The sequence below is a fragment of the Streptomyces sp. 147326 genome (genome assembly GCF_045000215.1).
Classification (GTDB): domain Bacteria; phylum Actinomycetota; class Actinomycetes; order Streptomycetales; family Streptomycetaceae; genus Streptomyces.
Genome location: NZ_CP134201.1, coordinates 1,259,532 through 1,277,504, shown reverse-complemented (window position 1 = coordinate 1,277,504; position 17,973 = coordinate 1,259,532). Strand labels below are relative to the sequence as shown.

Genomic DNA, 17,973 nt, shown 5'->3' with positions numbered 1-17,973 from the left:
GTACTTCAACCGCCCCGGGCCCCGCGTGGTGCGGGGCGCGGAGGTGCTCGCCCACGTGCTGCACTCCGTACGGGCCGGTGAACCGGTGACCGCGGCGGAGGCCCGGCGGCTGGACTGAGCCGCCCCGCGGCGCCGTTCAGCCGCGCTCCGCGGTGACCGGGTACGGGATGAAGGTGCTGCTGTTCTCGTCGACGGCGAGGGTGCGGCCGAGCGGCGGGACCGCCCGCTGGGGGCAGTCGAGGCGCTCGCAGAGGCGGCAGCCCATGCCGATGGGCGTGGCGGCGGCCGCGTTGTCCAGGTCGAGCCCGTCGGAGTAGACGAGGCGGGACGCGTGCCGGATCTCGCAGCCGAGGCCGATGGCGAAGGTCTTGCCGGGCTCGCCCCAGCCACCCCGGTGGCGGGTGACGGCGCGGGCGGTCCACAGGTGGCGCTGCCCGTCGGGCATGGCCGCGACCTGGACGTGGATGCGGCCGGGCGCGGCGAAGGCCTCGTAGACGTTCCACAGCGGGCAGGTGCCGCCCGCGCGCGAGAAGTGGAAGCCGGTGGCGGACTGCCGCTTGGACATGTTCCCGGCCCGGTCCACGCGTACGAAAGAGAAGGGCACCCCGCGCAGCCTGGGCCTTTGCAGGGTGCTGAGGCGGTGGCAGACGGTTTCGTAGCCGAGGCCGAAGTGGTCGGTAAGTCGCTCGATGTCGTAGCGGAACTCCTCCGCGGCCGTGTGGAAGGCGCGGTACGGGAGGATCAGCGCCGCGGCGAAGTAGTTCGCGATGCCGATCCGGGCCAGGCCGTGGGTCGCGGAACCGGGCGGGAAGTCCTCGGCCGCAAGCCCGTCCAGCTCCTCGCCGTACTCCAGCAGGGCCAGTTGGGTGGCGAGCCGGAAGGCCTGCTGGCCCGGCCGGAGCCGGCTGGAGATGTGCAGGACGCGGGCGCGCCCGTCGTAGTGGTGCAGCCGGTCCGAATCGGCCGAGAGGCGCACCCCGTGCCGGTCCGTGAGCCGCGCCGACAGGGCGCGTACGACGTCCCCCGGACGGATCCCCACCTCGCGGGCCAGCTCCTCGGCGGCGAGGTCGGCGTCGTGCAGGTAGTTCTGCCGCCGGTAGAAGAACTCGCGGATCTCCTCGTGCGGTGAGCGCGGGATGTCGAGCGTGCCGTCCCGGCCGTCCGCGGCCCCGGCGAGCCGCTCGGCGAGCAGCTGGCCGCGCCGGCCGAGGTCGAGCAGGACCGAGGCGACGGCGGGCATCCGCGTGGCGAGTTCCGCGAGGTCCGAGGCGGAGACCCGGGCCTCGGCGACCTCCGTGGCGAGCGCCTCGCGCAGGTCGGCCACCAGCCGGGAGGTGTCGCGCTCCGAGAAGAAGCCCGGGTCGACGCCGAACGCCTCGGTGAGCCGCAGCAGCACCGGGACGGTGAGCGGGCGCGAGTCGTGCTCCATCTGGTTGAGGTAGCTGGGCGAGATCGCGAGGACGCGTGCCAGCTCGGCCTGGCTCATCCGCCGTTCCTCGCGCAACCGCCGCAGCCGCGCGCCCGCGTACGTCTTGCTCACCGTGCTCCTCGCCTGCTCCTCGTGTGCCGGGGACAGCCGTAACCCTACGTGGGATCCGCGCCCCGCCAAGGTTTGCAAGCTTGGCAAAACCGCCTGTGAAGATTCGCAGAACTTGGCATTCGTCCCTCCTTGATGGCACTCGGTGCCACTGTCAGAGTCTGTCCTGCGGCCCGCCGGACCCGGCGGCCGAGACGGACGCTCCGGGCGCGATTCATGCCCTGATGTCGGAGATCCCGGCGGTCCGGGCTCGGTGGTTCGGCAACATTGCTCGGTTCGGCCCACGGGTCGGTCCGGCAGCCGCGATCCCAAGTTGAGGCACACGGTGCCAGCACCTTGCACAGCTGACCAGAACATTGGCAGATCAAGCGATTCATGGAGACGGTGACGGTCATGGCAGAGGCGAACACGACGGCGGCGGCCCAGCAGCTCGAACAGCGGTGGGCCACGGACCCGCGGTGGGCCGGGATCGAGCGCACCTACACCGCCGAGGACGTGGTGCGGCTCTCCGGCAGCGTCCGCGAGGAGCACACCCTGGCCCGGCGCGGAGCCGAACGCCTGTGGCGGCAGCTGCACGAGCGGGACTACGTCCACGCACTCGGCGCGCTCACCGGCGGCCAGGCCGTCCAGCAGGTCCGGGCCGGGCTGCAGGCGATCTACCTCTCGGGCTGGCAGGTCGCCGCCGACGCCAACCAGGCCGGCCACACCTACCCCGACCAGAGCCTGTACCCGGTCAACTCGGTGCCGCAGGTGGTGCGCCGGATCAACAACGCGCTGCTGCGCGCCGACCAGATCGCCACCGCAGAGGGCGGCACGACAGGTTCGTCTGATGGGGGGACGGACTGGCTGGCGCCGATCGTCGCCGACGCCGAGGCCGGTTTCGGCGGCCCGCTCAACGCCTTCGAACTGACCAAGGCGATGATCGCGGCGGGCGCGGCCGGCATCCACTACGAGGACCAGCTGGCCTCCGAGAAGAAGTGCGGCCACCTGGGCGGCAAGGTGCTCGTGCCGACCGCGCAGCACATCCGCACCCTCAACGCGGCCCGCCTGGCCGCCGACATCGCCGATGTCCCCACCCTGGTCATCGCCCGTACGGACGCCCTCGCCGCCAACCTGCTGACCAGCGACGTCGACGAGCGAGACGCGCAGTTCGTGACGGGGGAGCGCACGGCGGAGGGCTTCTACCGCGTGCAGAACGGCATGGCGCCCGTCATCGCCCGCGGCCTCGCCTACGCCCCGTACGCCGACCTGATCTGGGTCGAGACCGGCACCCCGGACCTCGCCCAGGCCCGCGAGTTCGCCGAGGCGATCCACGCCGAGCACCCGGACCAGATGCTCGCCTACAACTGCTCGCCCTCCTTCAACTGGAAGGCGGCGCTGGACGACGACCAGATCGCCAAGTTCCAGCGGGAGCTGGGCGCGATGGGCTACCGCTTCCAGTTCATCACCCTGGCCGGCTTCCACTCGCTCAACCACGGCATGTTCGAGCTCGCCCGCGGCTACGCCGAGCACGGCATGACCGCCTACGTCGACCTCCAGGAGCGCGAATTCGCCGCCCAGGAGCAGGGGTTCACCGCGGTCAAGCACCAGCGCGAGGTCGGCACCGGCTACTTCGACCTGGTCTCCACCGCCGTCAACCCCGCCTCCTCCACCACCGCGCTCTCCGGCTCCACCGAGGAAGAGCAGTTCCACTAAGAGCGCGATGCCGGTCGTTCCCGCCGGCGCCTTCCGATCGCCGTCCGACGGCGCCCGGGGCCTGGCCGGCCCCGGGCGCCGGCCGCCCCACGCCGAGGAGTAGAACCGCATGTCACACACGCCCCTGACCAGCAGTGTCCAGGTCCTCGGCGCGCAGGGTGAGCGCCACGAGGAGATCCTGACCCCTGAGGCCCTGGAGTTCATCGGCCGGCTCGATGCCGCCTTTGCGGACCGCCGCCTGGAGATCCTCAAGGAGCGCCGTCGCCGCGCCGCCCATCTGGTCTCCGGGTCGCCCCTGGACTTCTCCCGCGCCACCGTCGGCGTACGCACCGACCCCGACTGGCGGGTCGCCCCGCCCGCGCCCGGGCTGGCGGACCGACGGGTCGAGATCACCGGCCCACCGGAGCGCCGCATGGCGGTCAACGCCCTCAACTCCGGGGCGAAGGTGTGGATGGCCGACTTCGAGGACGCCACCGCACCCACCTGGGACAACGTCATCGGCGGCCAGCTGAACCTGCTCGATGCCATCGAGCGGCGCATCGACTTCACCACCCCGGAGGGCAAGGAGTACCGCCTCGGGACGGAGCTCGCGACCATCATGGTGCGCCCGCGCGGCTGGCACCTCACCGAGGAGCACCTGGAGGTCGACGGTCGGCCCGTGTCCGCCTCGCTCGTGGACTTCGGCCTGTACTTCTTCCACTGCGCGCAGCGCCAGATCGACGCCGGCCACGGCCCGTACTTCTACCTCCCCAAGCTGGAGAACCGGTACGAGGCCCGGCTCTGGAACGACGTCTTCCTGTTCGCCCAGGATCTGTTGGGCATCCCGCGGGGCACGGTCCGGGCGACCGTTCTGATCGAGACGATCACCGCCGCGTTCGAGATGGAGGAGATCCTCCACGAGCTGCGCGAACACAGCGCCGGGCTGAACGCGGGCCGCTGGGACTACCTCTTCAGCCTGATCAAGACCTTCGGCCACCGCACCGACTTCCAGCTCCCGGACCGGGCCAAGGTCACCATGACCGCCCCGTTCATGCGGGCGTACACCGAAGTGCTCGTCCGCACCTGCCACAAGCGGGGCGCCCACGCCATCGGCGGCATGGCCGCCCACGTGCCCAGCAAGGATGCCGATGCCAACACGGCCGCCCTCGCCAAGGTCCGGCTCGACAAGGAGCGCGAGGCCGAAGCCGGCTTCGACGGCTCCTGGGTCGCCCACCCCGGGCTCGTCCCCGTCTGCCGTGAGGTCTTCGACGGGGTGTTGGGTGAGCGGCCGAACCAGCTGGAGCGGACGCGCGAGGACGTCGAAGTCGCCGCCGCCGATCTGCTGTCGGTTCGCCGGATCGCCGCTCCGCCGAGCTCCGAGGGGATCCGCTCCAATGTGGCCGTGGCCCTGCGCTACTTCGACGCCTGGCTGCGCGGCAGAGGAGCCGTCGCCCTGTACGGCCTGATGGAGGACGCCGCCACCGCCGAGATCGCGCGCGTGCAGATCTGGCAGTGGCTCCGCCACGACCGCGTCGACCGGCGCACGCTCACCGATCTCCTCGACGCCGAGTGCGCGGCCCTTGAGGCTGAGGACCCGCAGGCCCTGGTCCTCGAAGCACGCGAGGTCTTCGTCGACACCGCGCTCTCGGTGCAGCTGCCCGCGTTCTTCACCCCCGAGGCCTACACCCGTCACCTGGTCCGCAACGCCGCCGTGCAGGTGACCGCGTGAGCGCCCCGGCACAGCGGCCGGCCCGCGTCCTGCGCGTCGGGGTCGTCGGCGGCGGACAGATGGGAGCAGGCATCGCCGAGGTCTGTGCCCGCGCCGGCCTCGACACCGTCGTCGCCGAGGCGGATGCCACCGCGGCCCGCGCCGCCCGTGAGCGGGTGGCCGTCTCCCTCGAACGCGCCGTCCAGCGCGGCAAACTGGACCGGTTCACCGCCGAGGACGCAATGGCCCGGCTGGTGTTCACCGGAGACCTGGAGGACCTCGCCGACAGGCAACTGGTCATCGAGGCCGTCACCGAGAACCCCGAAGCCAAGACCGAGATCTTCACCGCCCTCGACAAGATCGTCGAGGACCCCGAAGCCATTCTCGCCACCAATACGTCCGCCATCCCGATCATGCGGCTGGGCATGGCCACCGGCCGCGCCGACCGGGTCGTGGGACTGCACTTCTTCAACCCCGTCCCCGTCCTGCCCCTGGTCGAGGTGGTCTCCTCCCTGCACACGTCGGCGGACACACTGGCTGCGGTCGAGTGGTTCGCCCGGAAATCCCTGGGCAAGACCACGGTCCGGTCCCAGGACAGGGCCGGCTTCGTCGTCAACGCGCTGCTGGTCCCGTACCTGCTCTCGGCCATTCGGATGGCCGAATCCGGGTTCGCGAGCGCCGCCGACGTCGACACGGGCATGGAACTGGGCTGCGCCCACCCCATGGGCCCGCTCAAGCTCGCCGACCTGATCGGCCTGGACACCGTCGCGGCCATCGCGGAATCCCTGTACGAGGAGTTCAAGGAGCCGCTCTACGCCCCGCCCCCGCTGCTGCAGCGGATGGTCCAGGCGGGGCTGCTGGGCCGCAAGAGCGGCCGCGGGTTCCACACATACGACCGGGGCTGATGAGGGACCCGGTGGTGCCGCTGCGGGGTTGAGGGACCCCTGGTGGCACGGACAAGGAGCGCGGAGCGGCCCGGTGAGCCGCTCCGCGCTCCTGTCGGGAGGCGCTCCGTCCTGACGGACGCGGGCTTTCGGCCCGGACCGGAGGCCGGACTGGAAGCCGGACTAGAAGGCGGTCCAGGTGAAGGCCACCTCGTCGCCCGCCCTCAGCTTGAACTGGCAGCCGCCGACCGGGGTCGGGGTGCCGTTGACGGATATGGCCCAGTAGGCCGAGCCGCCGCCGCTGACGTTCTTGACGGAGTCCACGGAGAAGTCGTCGAAGGACGCGTACCAGGTGCCGTCCCACGCGAAGTAGTTCCGGCGGGCGGCGTCGTCGAGCGCGGCCGTCGGGGTGGGCACGGCCGTCGGGTTCGCCGCCCCGTTGGTGCCGTCGCACTTGTGCGTGCCGCCGGTCGCCGTGGTGACGTCGTGCCCCTTGGTGTTGACCTTCCCCTTGAACAGCAGCCCGTCGGGCCCCTGCACGGTGAGGGCCACGTTGACCTTCTTGTTCGTGTCCGGGGCGGTCTCGGCGTGCGCGACGGCCGGTGCCGTGGCGAGGGCGAGCCCGAGGGCCGCCGTGGTGATCAGGGCGCGGCGGGCGGGAGTCTGGCGCATGGGTGCCTTCCTGGCGTGAACTCGAGGTCGTGCGCCGCCGGCCCCGGTCGCCCCGGGCACACCGCGGTCCCGGGCCCGGGGAAGCGGACACAGGTGATCGGTGAGCCTGGGGCTCAGGGCTTCGTGCTGCAGACCGTGACAGTGGGAAGCCGTACGCACCACACGCTGGGTCGTCCGACTCGCGACGCGGATGCGCCGCACACGGTTGCAGGTCAGCGCCGGAATCACACCGGCTTCCCCCAGTCGCGCAGGCATTCAGTTATGGGTCGGGCATGTACCTGACCAGAGGCATCGTAGGGGCAGCCGCCCCGTCCCACCAGCACTCACCGGGACTCACCCGTCCGCACCAGGATCCACCCGTCCTCGCCGGCACGGCGGCGGCCGGCCGCCCGGTCGTCGGCGCGCGCACGGGGTGACGTTCTGGGATCGTGGACCACAGGTGCAGTCACACCGAGGAGCCGACATGTCCGGACAGTTCGAGGCGAGCGTCGAGATCGACCGGCCGGTCGAGGAGGTCTTCGCCTACCTCGCCGACGGGCGCAACGACCCGGATTTCAGCCCGCGCGTCCAGGAGATCACCAGGACCCCGGACGGCCCCACGGCCCTCGGCACGGTCTTCCGCAGCACGGTCAAGGACGCCGGGATGAAGACCGCCCGCGAGTTCCGCATCGTCGGCTTCGACCCGCCGCACCTGATCCGCTGGACCGAGCAGAGCAAGAACCTGGTCACCGCCGAGGGCGGCTACGACCTCGACGCCCTCCCCGGCGGCCGCACCCGGGTCCGGATCTTCAACACCCTGCACGGCCACGGCCTCGGCAAGCTGCTCGCCGGTATCGCGGTGAGCGCCGCGCGCAAGGACGCCCCCGATTTCGGCCGCCGTATCAAGGCTGCCGCAGAGGCGTCCCGCGCTTGACCGGCCGTCCGGCCGACCATCATCCGGGCGGTGTCAGAACCGCCCGGGCCCGGCCGGGATCGGCAGCGGCTTCGACGGGGCCAGGGACCCGCGCTGCTCGGCAGCGCTCGCCGGGTTCTGGCAGGTCACGTCCTGGGCGGGCAGCTTGCCCGTGGTCAGGTACGCGTGGACCGGCGCGTTGGCGCAGGAGGCGGGGTCGGCGAGGTACACCCCGTGGCCCTCACCGCCGGCCGCCAGCACCATCCGCGAGCCCTTGAGCGCGCGGTGCAGGCCCTGCCCGCTGACGAGCGGGGTCTGTGAGTCCCACTCGTTCTGCACGGTCAGCACGTTCGCCTTCTTGTTCATCGGCGTGGCCGCCTCGACCGGCCGGTCCCAGAAGGCGCACGGCTTGATGTTGGACGCGAAGTCCCCGTACAGCGGGTACCTCGCCTTGTCCTTCGCCGCGTCCCGCTCGTACTGCTCCGTGTAGCGCGGCCAGCTGCCGGTGTCCCCGCACGCCACCGCCCAGAAGACGGCCGTGCCGTTGTCCGAGGCGGGCTCGGCCGCCGCGCCGCCGGTCAGCAGCCGCTTCATCTCGGTCAGGGTCGTGCCCGCGGGCAGCGGCTTGCCCTCGGCCGCGGCCTTCAGGGCCACGATCATGGGAGTGGCCTGCGCCGGGTAGAAGAACACCGCGCGCGCGGAGCGGATCATGTCGCCGTCGACCTTCATGCCTTCGAAGTCGATGGGCTCCTTGTCGGCGCGCGCCACCAGCCCCCAGAACGTCTCGGACACGGCCTCCGGGCTGTCACCCAGCTGGTGTTCCGCCGACCGCTGCGCCGCCCACTGGGTCCACCGCGCGAACGCGGGCTCGGCCTCGGTGGCCCAGACCTGGATCATGCCGCGCCAGATCCGCTGCGGGTCCACGCCGCTGTCGAGCACGAAGCGGTCCGTGCGGTCCGGGAACATCTGCGAGTACACCGCGCCGAGGTAGGTCCCGTACGAGTAGCCCAGGTACGAGAGCTTGCGCTCGCCCAGCACCGCGCGGATCGTGTCCATGTCGCGCGCCGTGTTGCGGGTGGTGATGTACGGAAGCACCGAACCGGCCTTCTCGCGGCACTTGTCGGCGACGGTGCGCGCCCACGTCACGTCGGCGTCGAAGGTCTCCGGACGGTAGGCCCGGTTGAAGTCCTGCTCGGCGTCGTCCAGTCCGCAGGTGATCGGGCTGCTGGCGCCGACCCCGCGCGGGTCGAAGCCGATGAGGTCGTACTGCTCGCGGACCTCCTTGGGCATCGCCTCGTTCATCATCAGCGGCAGGTCCAGCCCGGAACCGCCGGGGCCACCGGGGTTCAGCAGCATGGCGCCGTGCCGCTTGGCCGGATTCTCGCTCTTCATCCGGGATATGGCGAGGTCGATCGTGCGGCCGTCGGGACGCCGGTAGTCGAGCGGAACCTTGAGCGTGGCGCACTCGTACGAGGCCGGCAGCTCGGGGCTGCAGCGGTGCCAGGCGGGTTTCTGCCGCAGGTGGTCCGATGCCGGGGCGGCCGATGCCTGGGTCGCGGACAGCAGGGGCACGGTAGACGCGACGAGTCCGGCGGCGGCGAGCAGCGGTGCGAAGCGTTTCAGGCGCACGAAGGCGGTTCCTTTCGGTGAAGTCGCTTACAGGTCAACCCTGTTGTATGCGGGCGCCTGCCGAATCATCCCGAAGGGCCGTGCCTCGTGCTCCTCACGAATGAGCTGAAATCAGAACAACTGGCCGACACGCCGTGGAGGTTCAGGGACGAGCGGAGTGGTCGGCGTGTGCGGAGGGGGCGCCGTGTTCGGAAGGGCCGGCGTGCTCTGCGGGGCTGCCCGCGTGCTCGGACGGGCCGGCGTGCGTGTCGCCGGTCTCCAGGGAGCCGCCGAGCCGGCCGCGCACCACGGCCAGGGCGTCCTCCGAGCGGGCGGTGACGATCCACCGGTCCCCGACCAGATAGATGCCGCCGTAGTTCCGGGCCTCGGCCAGCCAGGAGCGCAGCCCCTGCTCGGCGGCGAAGGTGACCATCCGGTAGGGGCCGCCCGGCCCGGTCTCGCAGCCCCCCTGCCGCAGTTCGTCGGCCTCCACGCTCACTTCGGCGGTGCAGCCGATGGCCGTGGCGATCTCCTCGATCGAGGTCTGGTGCGCGGAGGCCGGGGTGCGGTGCGCGGCAGCCTTCCCTGTGCCGCACCCGCCGCACAGGAGGGCCGTGACGCACAGTGCGGCGAAGGCCGCACGGGACGAGCCCGTCCGGCGGGTGCGGCGGTAGGTGGACGAGGGCATGGCGACCTCACTGGCTGATCGGGGCGGGGGTCGTGGTGCCCGGGAGGGGAGGGCCCGGGCACCACGCGTAGAGGGGGCAGGGGGGCGGGGGCGCCGGGAGGGACCGGTCCGGTCCTAGCCGACTACCTTCGCCTTCTTGCCCTTGTCGGTGACGGCGAACCAGAGGTTCTTGTTGTTGTGCCCGCTGATGTCCCCGGGTTCCTTGTCGCCGGTGAACGTATAGACCGGCCAGCAGTCGATCGTCAATTGCTCACTGCCGTCGGGCCGCTTCACCTTGCCGATCAATTCGGCGGCAATTCCCTTAACATTCGCCTTGTCGACCGGCTCGGCGGGCTTCCAGGTGTCCGTGCAGGCGTCCACGCAGCCGATTTTCATGGGCCAGGCGCTGTCCTTGTCGAACCGGTAGAGCGTCCGGCCCTCCGCGTCCGAGAGGATGGGGCCGAGTTCGGCATTCTGATTGACGGCGAGTTCGGTGAGCTGCTGCGCCGCGCCGTCCTTCCCGGTCTTGTCCGCCCCGCCCTTGTCCGCCCCGCCCTTGGCCGGAGCGGCCGGCTTCCCGCCGGGTCCCAGCACGTGCCAGGTTCCGCCGACGCCCTCGCCGAGCGTGTCGCCCGCCTTGGCGTCCTTCGCGTAGCGGTACACGGGCCATCCCGCGAGCGTCAGCTGCCGGGTGCCGTCGGCTCGTTCGACCGAACCGAGGAGGGTCTTGTCGATGCCTTCACCGGCCTCGGCGTCGTCCGCGGCCACGGGGGGCCAGGTCGTGGCGCAGTCCCCCTCGCAGTTGGACTTGGGGGGCTTGGGCGTGTCCTTGTCGAACCGGTAGAGGGTGAAGCCCTGGCTGTCGGTGACCCCCGCGCCGAGCTCCGCGATGTCCTGCACCTTCAGCTGCCCGGCCGGGCCGCTCTTGCCGGCCGCGCCCGGGTCGGCCCCGGATCCGCTTCCGTAGACGTCGTCGTAGCCGTTCCCGACCTGTTTGCTGTCGCCCACCGGCTGGACAGAACTCCCCTTTCCCGAGTAATTGTCTCCGGTGCCGCATGCGGCGGTCATCAGAATTACCGCGACCGCCGACCCGGCGAATATCTCACGACGCATCCTGTTCACGATCTCTCCTTCAGGTTCGGTTCCGCGTTTTCTTGCCCCCGGTAATTGATACGGGGCTCCGGGCGGTGGAAGCGGAATTCCCTGGGAATTTGTCAGATCGCGCCAAGATTGAACCCGGCGCAATGGTTCAGTCCTGGATGCGCAGGGCGAGGGCCGGGCAGCGCCGCACCGCGCGCAGCGCCTTCGGCCGCAGCCGCCCCGGCACGGGCATGGACGCCTGCGCCGGAAAGCCGTCCGCGTCGAGCCGTACGACGTCGGGCAGGATGTCCACGCACAGGCCGTGCCCCTTGCACAGGGTCCAGTCCACGACCAGCCGCTCCGGACTCTCGTCCTGCGGCAGCGGCAGCGCCCCCAGCACCCGTCGGCCGCACCCGCTGCCGAGGGCGTGGTCCCGGAACTCGTCCGGGAACACGCTGAGCGCCGAGGCCACGAAGCGCGAGGTGCCGTCGGGATGACTGCACGCGCCGCGGCCCAGGACCGCCTTGAGCCGCGCCTCCATCGTTTCGAGGGCGCTCGCGCCCCCTCCCCGGATCGCGTCCTCCAGTACGTCGGCCAGTGCCGGCAGCCCCCGTACGCAGGGGCCGCACTGGCCGGCCGACTCCTTCGCCATCCAGCGGGTCACCCGTGCCACCTCGCCGGCCGGGCAGGTGTCCTCGGGCAGCGGCAGGACCGCTCCCGCGCCCAGCCGCGCGCCGAGCGAGTCGAGGGACTGCCGGGACACCTCCGCGGCGCGGGCGGACCCGGGATCCAGCCATTTGCCGTGATAGCCGCCGACCAGTACGCCCTGGCCGGGACCGGTGCCGCACAGTTCCAGGATGTACGACAGCGCGGCCCCGGTCGGTGTCTCGACGACGGTGGAGCCGGCGACGGTCAGCAGGACGGTGCCCGGCTCGGCCGGCAGGCCGGCCGTACGGTAGTCCAGCGCGCCGAGCCTGGCGGCGACGGCGAGTTGGGCGAAGGTCTCGGTGTTGGACAGCAGGGTGGGCACGCCGTTCAGGCCTCGCTCGCTGGTCCGCACCTTCTGCCCGGACGGCAGCGTCTCCCCCCCGTTCAAACCGTTGATGTGGGCGGTTCCCTCTCCGGTGACGAAGCGTTCGGGGAGCAGCGCCACCCGGACCCGGCGTCCGGCCGGGCCGCGTTCCGCGACGGCCGCCCGTACCGACTGCTCCACGTCCGTCCTCGTGACCCCGACCACGACGTCCTCGGCGGAGATCGCGGCGGCGGCCAGCAGGGCCCCGTCGAGCACCAGGTGCGGGGCGTGCAGCAACAGCGCGGTGTCCTTGAGGCAACTCGGCTCGCCCTCACTGCCGTTGACGACGACGGCGGTCTGTCCTTCGCGCGCCCGGGCGGACCGCATGACCGCGCGCAGCTTCCGGGAGAAGGGGAAGCCCGCCCCGCCGCGACCCCGCAGGTCGATGTTGTCGGCGAGGTCGACGAGCTCTTCCGGCCGGTACCGGGGCAGCGAGCCGTGCGTGGTGAGATGGGCGACCCGGTCGAGCCGGGGGGCCTGGTCGAGCCCGGCCAGCAGCCGGGGGGCGCCCACGCAGCCCAGGCTGGGGGTCGGGTCGCCGGTCACAGCCGCTGCTCCCGGGTGGCGAACTGCTCCTCCACCGGGCCGCCGCCGGCCCGGCTCCGCGCGTACACGGCGGTACGCGGCGGGTCGTCGGGCCCGGGCGGCGCCGCCGGACGGTCGAACGGGACCGGACGGGTGCCCCGCCTCGGCCGGGGCACGGCCGCCAGCACAACGGACGGCTGCGCCACGGCCTGTGGTGCGGGCGGCCGGGACGTCACGTCGCTCATCCGGGACTTGAGACGGAAGGCGAGCACTCCGGCGACGCCGGCCAGGCACAGGGCGTAGGCCGCCGTGACCCAGAGGTCGGCGGGCCGGCCCGCCTTCAGCCCGTGCACCAGGGACGCGCCCCATGCGGGATAGGCCCCGAAGTGCAGGGCCCGCCACCACAGGGAGCGGCCCTTGGTGGCGAAGGCGCTGCGCACCGCACCGGAGACCGCAACGGCGAGGAAGAGGTATCCGGCCAGCGAGCCGAGGCCGATCAGGACCGGCTGGCCGACGTCCGTGAACGGCACCGCCGCCGAAGCCGCCGTCGTCCGCTGTTCCGCGATCTTGACCCAGATGTGGAGGGCCAGGAAGCCCAGCCCCGCCACCGCGAGGCCGCGGTGCACGCCCTGGGCGAGCAGCCGGTGGCCCGACCCCAGCAGGAGCCGGTCGCTGGCCACCAGCCCCCACAGGACGGTTGAGGTGAGCGAGACGAGCGAGAGCACGCCCGCCCCGTAGTCGAGGAAGTCCCACAGATGGGTCAGGGCGCCCGCGCGGGCGGCCACGGCGAGGGAGACGATGGCCGCGCCGGCGGCGCAGATCACGCCGGGGCGCAGTCTGCCGGCGGTGGGAAGGAGGGAGGGCCGCCGGACGGCCCGCCGGCCGGCGGCCGGTGCCGCTGCCGCGTGACGGCTTCTGCGGCGGGCTCTGTGTGAGCGGGGCATGTGAGGCTGGGGCAGGGGCATCCAGTTCTCCTGTGCGCCTGGGCTCCGAGCACTCCACCTGGCGCTCGGGCACCCGGGGGTCGTTGTGTCCTCTGTGCCCGGCAGCGCTGTGAAACTCCGCGCCGGCCGAGGGAACTTGGGGCCGGAGTGCAGCAGCATCGTGGAGCTGCACACCAGCTCCACGGGATTTATCGAAACGTGATAATTTCTCGCACCGCGTCTCCGACGCATCGAACAACACCGGAAGATTCCCCTCCAGCGGAGGTTGCGACTGGCCACCGCGCCGCCTGTCACCTACGCGTCCCCGACGGCAAAATTACCGCAAAATCACGGGGCCGTAAGTGGCCGGACCTCTCCAGGAGGGAGTACGAGGGCCGCAACTCCTGTGCCAGACAACGTTGTTGGCGCGGGGGGCAACCTCGGCGGGCTTGTCGCTCTTCCCCGGACAAGCCTCACCCCGGCACGAACGAGGAAACGATGTGCGAACTTCTGAACCGCATCTGGTCCCGCCCGCGTGGCGAGTGGACCCGCGTCCTGCGCAAAGAACTGCCCGCGCTGGCCGCCGAGATAGTGGAGGAGCTTCTGCATGGAATTCCGGAATTTTCCGCCCTTATCGATGACAACGATGCCATCGATGACGAGTTGCTCAGGCAGTGCGTGGAAGAGGCTCTCCTCACCGCGCTCGGCTACCAGAAGCAAACCCGGGAACAGACACCGGACAAGTACGAGGACCAGGACCGGGACGAGGACCCGGACGAGGGCCCGGACGAGAGTGAGGACGACATCGCGGACACGGACACGGGCGAAGTCGCGGCCGAGCCCAGGCGCGAGACCAGGGCCGAGACCAAGGCCCGGATCAAGGCCGGAATCACGGTCGAGAGGAACGACGCGTGCGAGGTCACGCACGAGGGCCGCTACGAGGGCGTCCGCGAGGGCGTTCGAGCGGATACGCGCGAGAGCGTCGGTGACGGCGACCGCGCACGCGAGGACCTCTTCAAGGCGCTCACCGATGACCGGGCGGCTTCCGAGAGTTCACTCGCCGAGCTCGCCGAGGCGGCCGGCTGGCCCCTCCCGCCGGCCGTACGGGCCATCGTGCCGGCCACGCCCGTCGAGGCCCAGCAGCTCGCCTCCGTACTGCCCGAGGCCCTCGCCGGCTCGTTCGCGGGCCGGCCGTGCCTGCTGGTCCCCAGCCCCAGCCCCGACCCCGACAGCCGCGCCCCTCTGGACCAGCTGCTGCGCGGCCGGTTCGCGGCCGTCGGCCACGCGGTCCCGCTCCGGGACACGGCCTCCTCGCTGCGCTGGGCACTGCGGCTGTTCGCCCTGACGCCCGCCCGCCCGGGCCTGGAGCTGCGGGCCGTGTTCGTGGACGACCACCTCTCGACCCTGCTGCTGCTCCAGGACGAACCGCTCGCCCACGCGCTGGCCGCCCGGTGGCTGCGGCCGCTGGCCGACCTGACCCCGCGCCAGAGCGAGCGCCTGGAGGTGACCCTGCTCGCCTGGCTGGAGGGCGGCGGCGCCCCCGAGGCCGCCAAAGCCCTGAGCGTGCACCCGCAGACCGTGCGCTACCGGATGCGCCAGCTGGAGAAGCTCTTCGGGACCGGCCTGCGCGACCCCCGTACCCGCTTCGAACTGGAGATGGCCCTGCGCAGCCGCCGGCTGATGGCCCAGGTGCGGCGCCAGCACTCGCGCGTGAGCCGCAGGGCGGCGCGCGTGATCACCGCGGACTTCACCCCCGTCGTCGTCGGGCGCATGGCCCGCGTCAACGGCCTCTGAAAGGCCACTGAACCGCAAGAGCCCGGCCCGGCCCCGTCGTCACGGGGCCGGGCCGGGCTCTTGTGTGCGGTGTTGGCCCGAAGCCGGCTCCGGGCCAACACCTTTCCCGGGCCGGGCGCGGTGGTGGGGGAGGGGAGCGCCCGGCCCGGGAGCAAAGGGGTCCGCACCGGCCCGGATCGCGAGGAACCGGACCGGTGCGGACCAGGGAGGAGGGAGGTCAGCGGCAGGTGCGCCCGTCGTTGATGCAGCTCACGGCCTTGTTCATCAGGCCGTTCGACATCACGTTGATGAAGTCGTCGTGGTCGGTCACCGGCTTGTGCAGCTGCTCGGGGAAGCTGTCCACGGCGAAGCGGGCACCCGGCGCCACCCCGTACGTGAGGCGCATCACCAGCTGCGGGATGGCCTTGAAGCCCTTTTGGCAGCGGCCGTTCTTGTCCGGGAAAGCCACGTGCGTCCGGTGGTTGGCGCTGTCGACGTTCTTGCCGTCCCAGCAGCTCTGGAAGGTGAAGCTGCGCACCACGTCGCTGCCCTTGGGGCAGACCGGGTACTTGTCCTTCAGCTGGCGGTTCTCGAATCCGGTGCAGCTCCACGAGGCGTTGGCGTTGGCATTGCCGTTGGTGAAGGCCTTGGCATCACCGGTGATGATGCGCAGGAACCGGGGCATCGCGGTGACCTTGTCGGCGGGACTGCCCTTGAAGGTGATCGACACCTGCTTCGGCTGGAGGATGGTGCCCACGTTGGCGTCCTGGCCGCCGCCGGGAGCCTTGGCGTCCTTCTCCGCCTTGCCGTCGCGCAGCCGCAGCACGGGCCAGTAGTAGCTCGACTGGTCACCGTTCCCGCAGGTGGTGCCGGAGGCGGCGAGGCTGTCGTTGGTGGAGAAGGCGTCGGTGGTCTTGTTGCCCACGTAGTCGTGCATGTGGTGGGCGCCGTTGGAGACACCGGGGGCGACGATCACGTTGTCCGGGTTGAAGTGGCCGTTCTCGTTGCGGCCGCACTGGGAGCTGAAGGACCCCTTGGAGGCGTTCCCCGCGTTGGCGGGGGTGCGTACGTTCGGCTTGATCTTGGTGATGTTGACGAAGTCGCTCCGCGCGGGACCGCCCTTCTGCCCGGCGCCGTTCTTGGCGGCGGCACCCTGCTCGCCGCCCCCGCCCGCCTGGACGTCGTCCGCGGCGGGCGCCTTCTTCATCGCGCAGCCGCTCAACTGCTTTATTTCCGCAGGAGGTTGGCCGGAACGGCCGATCGCGTCGGCCATGCCGTTGATGGTCTTGTCCCGCTGTTCCTTGAGCTCGCCGAGGAGGGCGTCGCCCTTCGCCTCGCCGGCGGCGAGCCGCCGGTAGGCATCGGCCACCTGGTCGTCCAGCTTGGCGAGGCCCTCGTCCACCTCGGCCTTGGCCTGCTCGGGCACGGCGGTGATCTTCTCCCCGACGTCGGGGCAGTCGATGGTCGCCGTCAGTTGCGCCGAACGGCCGCCCTCCTGCCCCGCGGACGCGTTTCCGGCGACGATGGCGACCCCGCCACCGCCCAGCACGAGGGCGGAGACCACGGCCAGGAGCTTGTTCGACAACCGGGGGCGTTTGTGGCCCTTTTGACTCATGCGATCACTTCACTTCGTCGGTGGGACATTGTCGGAGAGCGAGTCGAAGTCGACCAGTCCGCTGTCTTCGAGGACCGTGATGTGGTCCAGGACCGTGGTGTTGGCGGACGTGGCGAGGGCTCGCACCATGGAGTTGCGGGTCTGCGCCCGGATCACGGCCACCAGTCCGAAGACCTTTCCGTGCGCTCGGCGCAACAGTTTGATGAACAGTCGTTCGTATTCATCCCCCTTGGCGCGGGTCATCTGGCCCAGCCATTCCTGCTGCTGGGCGGAGGGCTGGTTGGGCAGATCGACGCCGAGGGCCTGGCCGACCTGGATGACTTCCCGGTCCAGCTTGGTGTGGCCCTCGACGAGGTGGTCCCCGGCCGTGCGGATCGGGGGACGCGTCCCGCGCTGCTGGGCCTGCCGTCCTGCCGGCAGCTCCCAGAGGCCGGCGAGCCGGACCTTGCGGATGAAGTCCCGGTCCGCGGCCGTCAGCGGCCCGTAGGCCGTGCTCATCGTTCCGAGGCCGTCGTCGTCGCCCGCGGGCGCCGCGGTGGCGGCCGAGGCGCTGCCGCCGAACCGGTCCACGGGTATCAGCAGTGCGATCAGGGTGAGCGCAAGCGCGGTGATGACGACACCGCTTCCGATCGTGTATCTCGTGGCCACCGACAAGCTGCTGAAGGATCTCCGCCGCAATGACAGCACTGTGCCTCCTCGCTCCATGGGCCGGGAAAGGTGGCGGGGCAGGAGGGTCCGCACGAGCCGTGCGGTGCACACCCGCATTCCCGGGGTGTCACGGGACGCTAGTGCCAGGCGTTGCGCCGCTGCGGGAGGACATCACCATCGGACAAACATCCCGGCGGTCCCGCGAAAGGCTGCTATCTTGCCGCGGCCGCCAACCGGGAGCCGGACTGCGGGACTTCCCGCTCGTTCCCGTAGTAGGCCAGTGCCCGGGCCGGGGGCGCAAGGTCGAGTCCCGGCCGCAGCGGCAACCGGCCCGCAAGCCGCACGGCGTCGCGGCCGTGGCCATCACGCCCGGCTTCCTGCGCTCGGAGGTCCTGCTGGAACACTTCGGCGTCACCGAGGAGAACTGGCGCGACGGCGCTGCCCAGGACCCGGACTTCGCCCACTCCGAGACCCCCGCCTACCTCGGCCGGGCCGTCGCCGCGCTGGCCGCCGACCCCGGCATCATGGCCAAGACCGGGCGGGCCCTGGCCACGTGGGGCCTGTACCAGGAGTACGGCTTCACCGACTCCGACGGCACGCAACCGGACTTCGCCGCCCACTGGGCCCGGAGCCTGGAAGAGGAGTACGGGCCCCTGGGCGACCCGCTCTGACGGCCGCCCGGGGCCGGGGGCGCT

The 17,973-nt window shown here is 71.5% G+C and carries 14 protein-coding genes, 1 pseudogene and 1 riboswitch; of the genes and pseudogenes, 6 read left to right on the top strand and 9 right to left on the bottom strand.

Annotation, left to right across the window (positions count from 1 at the left end; all coding sequences use genetic code 11):
• Nucleotides 1-136 precede the first annotated feature (136 nt).
• Nucleotides 137-1,540: a short-chain fatty acyl-CoA regulator family protein gene (locus tag RIU97_RS05930; protein ID WP_404953848.1), complete on the bottom strand. Its 1,404-nt coding sequence runs from the start codon at nt 1,538-1,540 to the stop codon at nt 137-139.
• Between the two features lie 390 nt (nt 1,541-1,930).
• On the opposite strand from RIU97_RS05930, the gene aceA reads away from it, so the two are divergent.
• From aceA to RIU97_RS05915, 3 genes are all read left to right on the top strand, one after another.
• Nucleotides 1,931-3,232 (top strand): isocitrate lyase, encoded by a 1,302-nt coding sequence (gene aceA, locus RIU97_RS05925; protein ID WP_404953846.1) that lies wholly within the window; start codon nt 1,931-1,933, stop codon nt 3,230-3,232.
• Nucleotides 3,233-3,341: 109 nt separating this feature from the next.
• Nucleotides 3,342-4,940 carry a malate synthase A gene (gene aceB / locus RIU97_RS05920; protein ID WP_404953844.1) on the top strand — a complete coding sequence of 533 codons (1,599 nt, stop codon included), beginning with the start codon at nt 3,342-3,344 and terminating at the stop codon, nt 4,938-4,940.
• A complete protein-coding gene (locus RIU97_RS05915) occupies nt 4,937-5,824 on the top strand; it encodes a 3-hydroxybutyryl-CoA dehydrogenase (protein ID WP_404953842.1) in 888 nt (295 codons plus the stop codon). Before aceB ends, RIU97_RS05915 begins: the two co-directional genes overlap by 4 nt.
• A gap of 162 nt (nt 5,825-5,986) precedes the next feature.
• Here the strand turns inward: RIU97_RS05915 and RIU97_RS05910 are convergent, their stop codons facing one another.
• Nucleotides 5,987-6,475, bottom strand: a complete 489-nt coding sequence (locus tag RIU97_RS05910; protein WP_404953840.1) for a DUF4430 domain-containing protein — start codon at nt 6,473-6,475, stop codon at nt 5,987-5,989.
• Between the two features lie 146 nt (nt 6,476-6,621).
• Nucleotides 6,622-6,765, bottom strand: a riboswitch (cobalamin riboswitch).
• Between the two features lie 173 nt (nt 6,766-6,938).
• Between RIU97_RS05910 and RIU97_RS05905 the strand changes: the two genes are divergently transcribed.
• A complete protein-coding gene (locus RIU97_RS05905) occupies nt 6,939-7,388 on the top strand; it encodes an SRPBCC family protein (protein WP_404953838.1) in 450 nt (149 codons plus the stop codon).
• A gap of 33 nt (nt 7,389-7,421) precedes the next feature.
• Here the strand turns inward: RIU97_RS05905 and RIU97_RS05900 are convergent, their stop codons facing one another.
• From RIU97_RS05900 to RIU97_RS05880, 5 genes are all read right to left on the bottom strand, one after another.
• Complete coding sequence (locus RIU97_RS05900) at nt 7,422-8,996, bottom strand: alpha/beta hydrolase (protein WP_404953836.1); 1,575 nt, start codon at nt 8,994-8,996, stop codon at nt 7,422-7,424.
• 142 nt (nt 8,997-9,138) lie between these two features.
• Nucleotides 9,139-9,663 (bottom strand): hypothetical protein, encoded by a 525-nt coding sequence (locus tag RIU97_RS05895; RefSeq protein WP_404953834.1) that lies wholly within the window; start codon nt 9,661-9,663, stop codon nt 9,139-9,141.
• Between the two features lie 114 nt (nt 9,664-9,777).
• A complete protein-coding gene (locus RIU97_RS05890; protein ID WP_404962770.1) occupies nt 9,778-10,755 on the bottom strand; it encodes an SCO0930 family lipoprotein in 978 nt (325 codons plus the stop codon).
• Between the two features lie 136 nt (nt 10,756-10,891).
• Nucleotides 10,892-12,340: an NADH-ubiquinone oxidoreductase-F iron-sulfur binding region domain-containing protein gene (locus tag RIU97_RS05885; RefSeq protein WP_404953832.1), complete on the bottom strand. Its 1,449-nt coding sequence runs from the start codon at nt 12,338-12,340 to the stop codon at nt 10,892-10,894.
• Nucleotides 12,337-13,143: a hypothetical protein gene (locus tag RIU97_RS05880; protein ID WP_404953830.1), complete on the bottom strand. Its 807-nt coding sequence runs from the start codon at nt 13,141-13,143 to the stop codon at nt 12,337-12,339. Before RIU97_RS05880 ends, RIU97_RS05885 begins: the two co-directional genes overlap by 4 nt.
• 597 nt (nt 13,144-13,740) lie before the next feature.
• Here RIU97_RS05880 and RIU97_RS05875 point away from each other — a divergent pair.
• Nucleotides 13,741-15,036, top strand: a complete 1,296-nt coding sequence (locus tag RIU97_RS05875) for a PucR family transcriptional regulator (protein WP_404953828.1) — start codon at nt 13,741-13,743, stop codon at nt 15,034-15,036.
• A gap of 217 nt (nt 15,037-15,253) precedes the next feature.
• Here RIU97_RS05875 and RIU97_RS05870 read toward each other — a convergent pair whose 3' ends face one another.
• Nucleotides 15,254-16,630, bottom strand: coding sequence for a DUF1996 domain-containing protein (locus RIU97_RS05870; RefSeq protein ID WP_404953826.1), 1,377 nt, complete (start codon nt 16,628-16,630; stop codon nt 15,254-15,256).
• A gap of 9 nt (nt 16,631-16,639) precedes the next feature.
• The gene (locus tag RIU97_RS05865; RefSeq protein ID WP_404953824.1) at nt 16,640-17,278 is read right to left on the bottom strand and encodes a DUF4142 domain-containing protein; all 639 of its coding nucleotides are present in this window, start codon (nt 17,276-17,278) and stop codon (nt 16,640-16,642) included.
• 338 nt (nt 17,279-17,616) lie between these two features.
• Here RIU97_RS05865 and RIU97_RS05860 point away from each other — a divergent pair.
• Nucleotides 17,617-17,949: pseudogene (locus RIU97_RS05860) on the top strand (short-chain dehydrogenase); the annotation flags it as partial.
• Nucleotides 17,950-17,973: the final 24 nt, after the last annotated feature.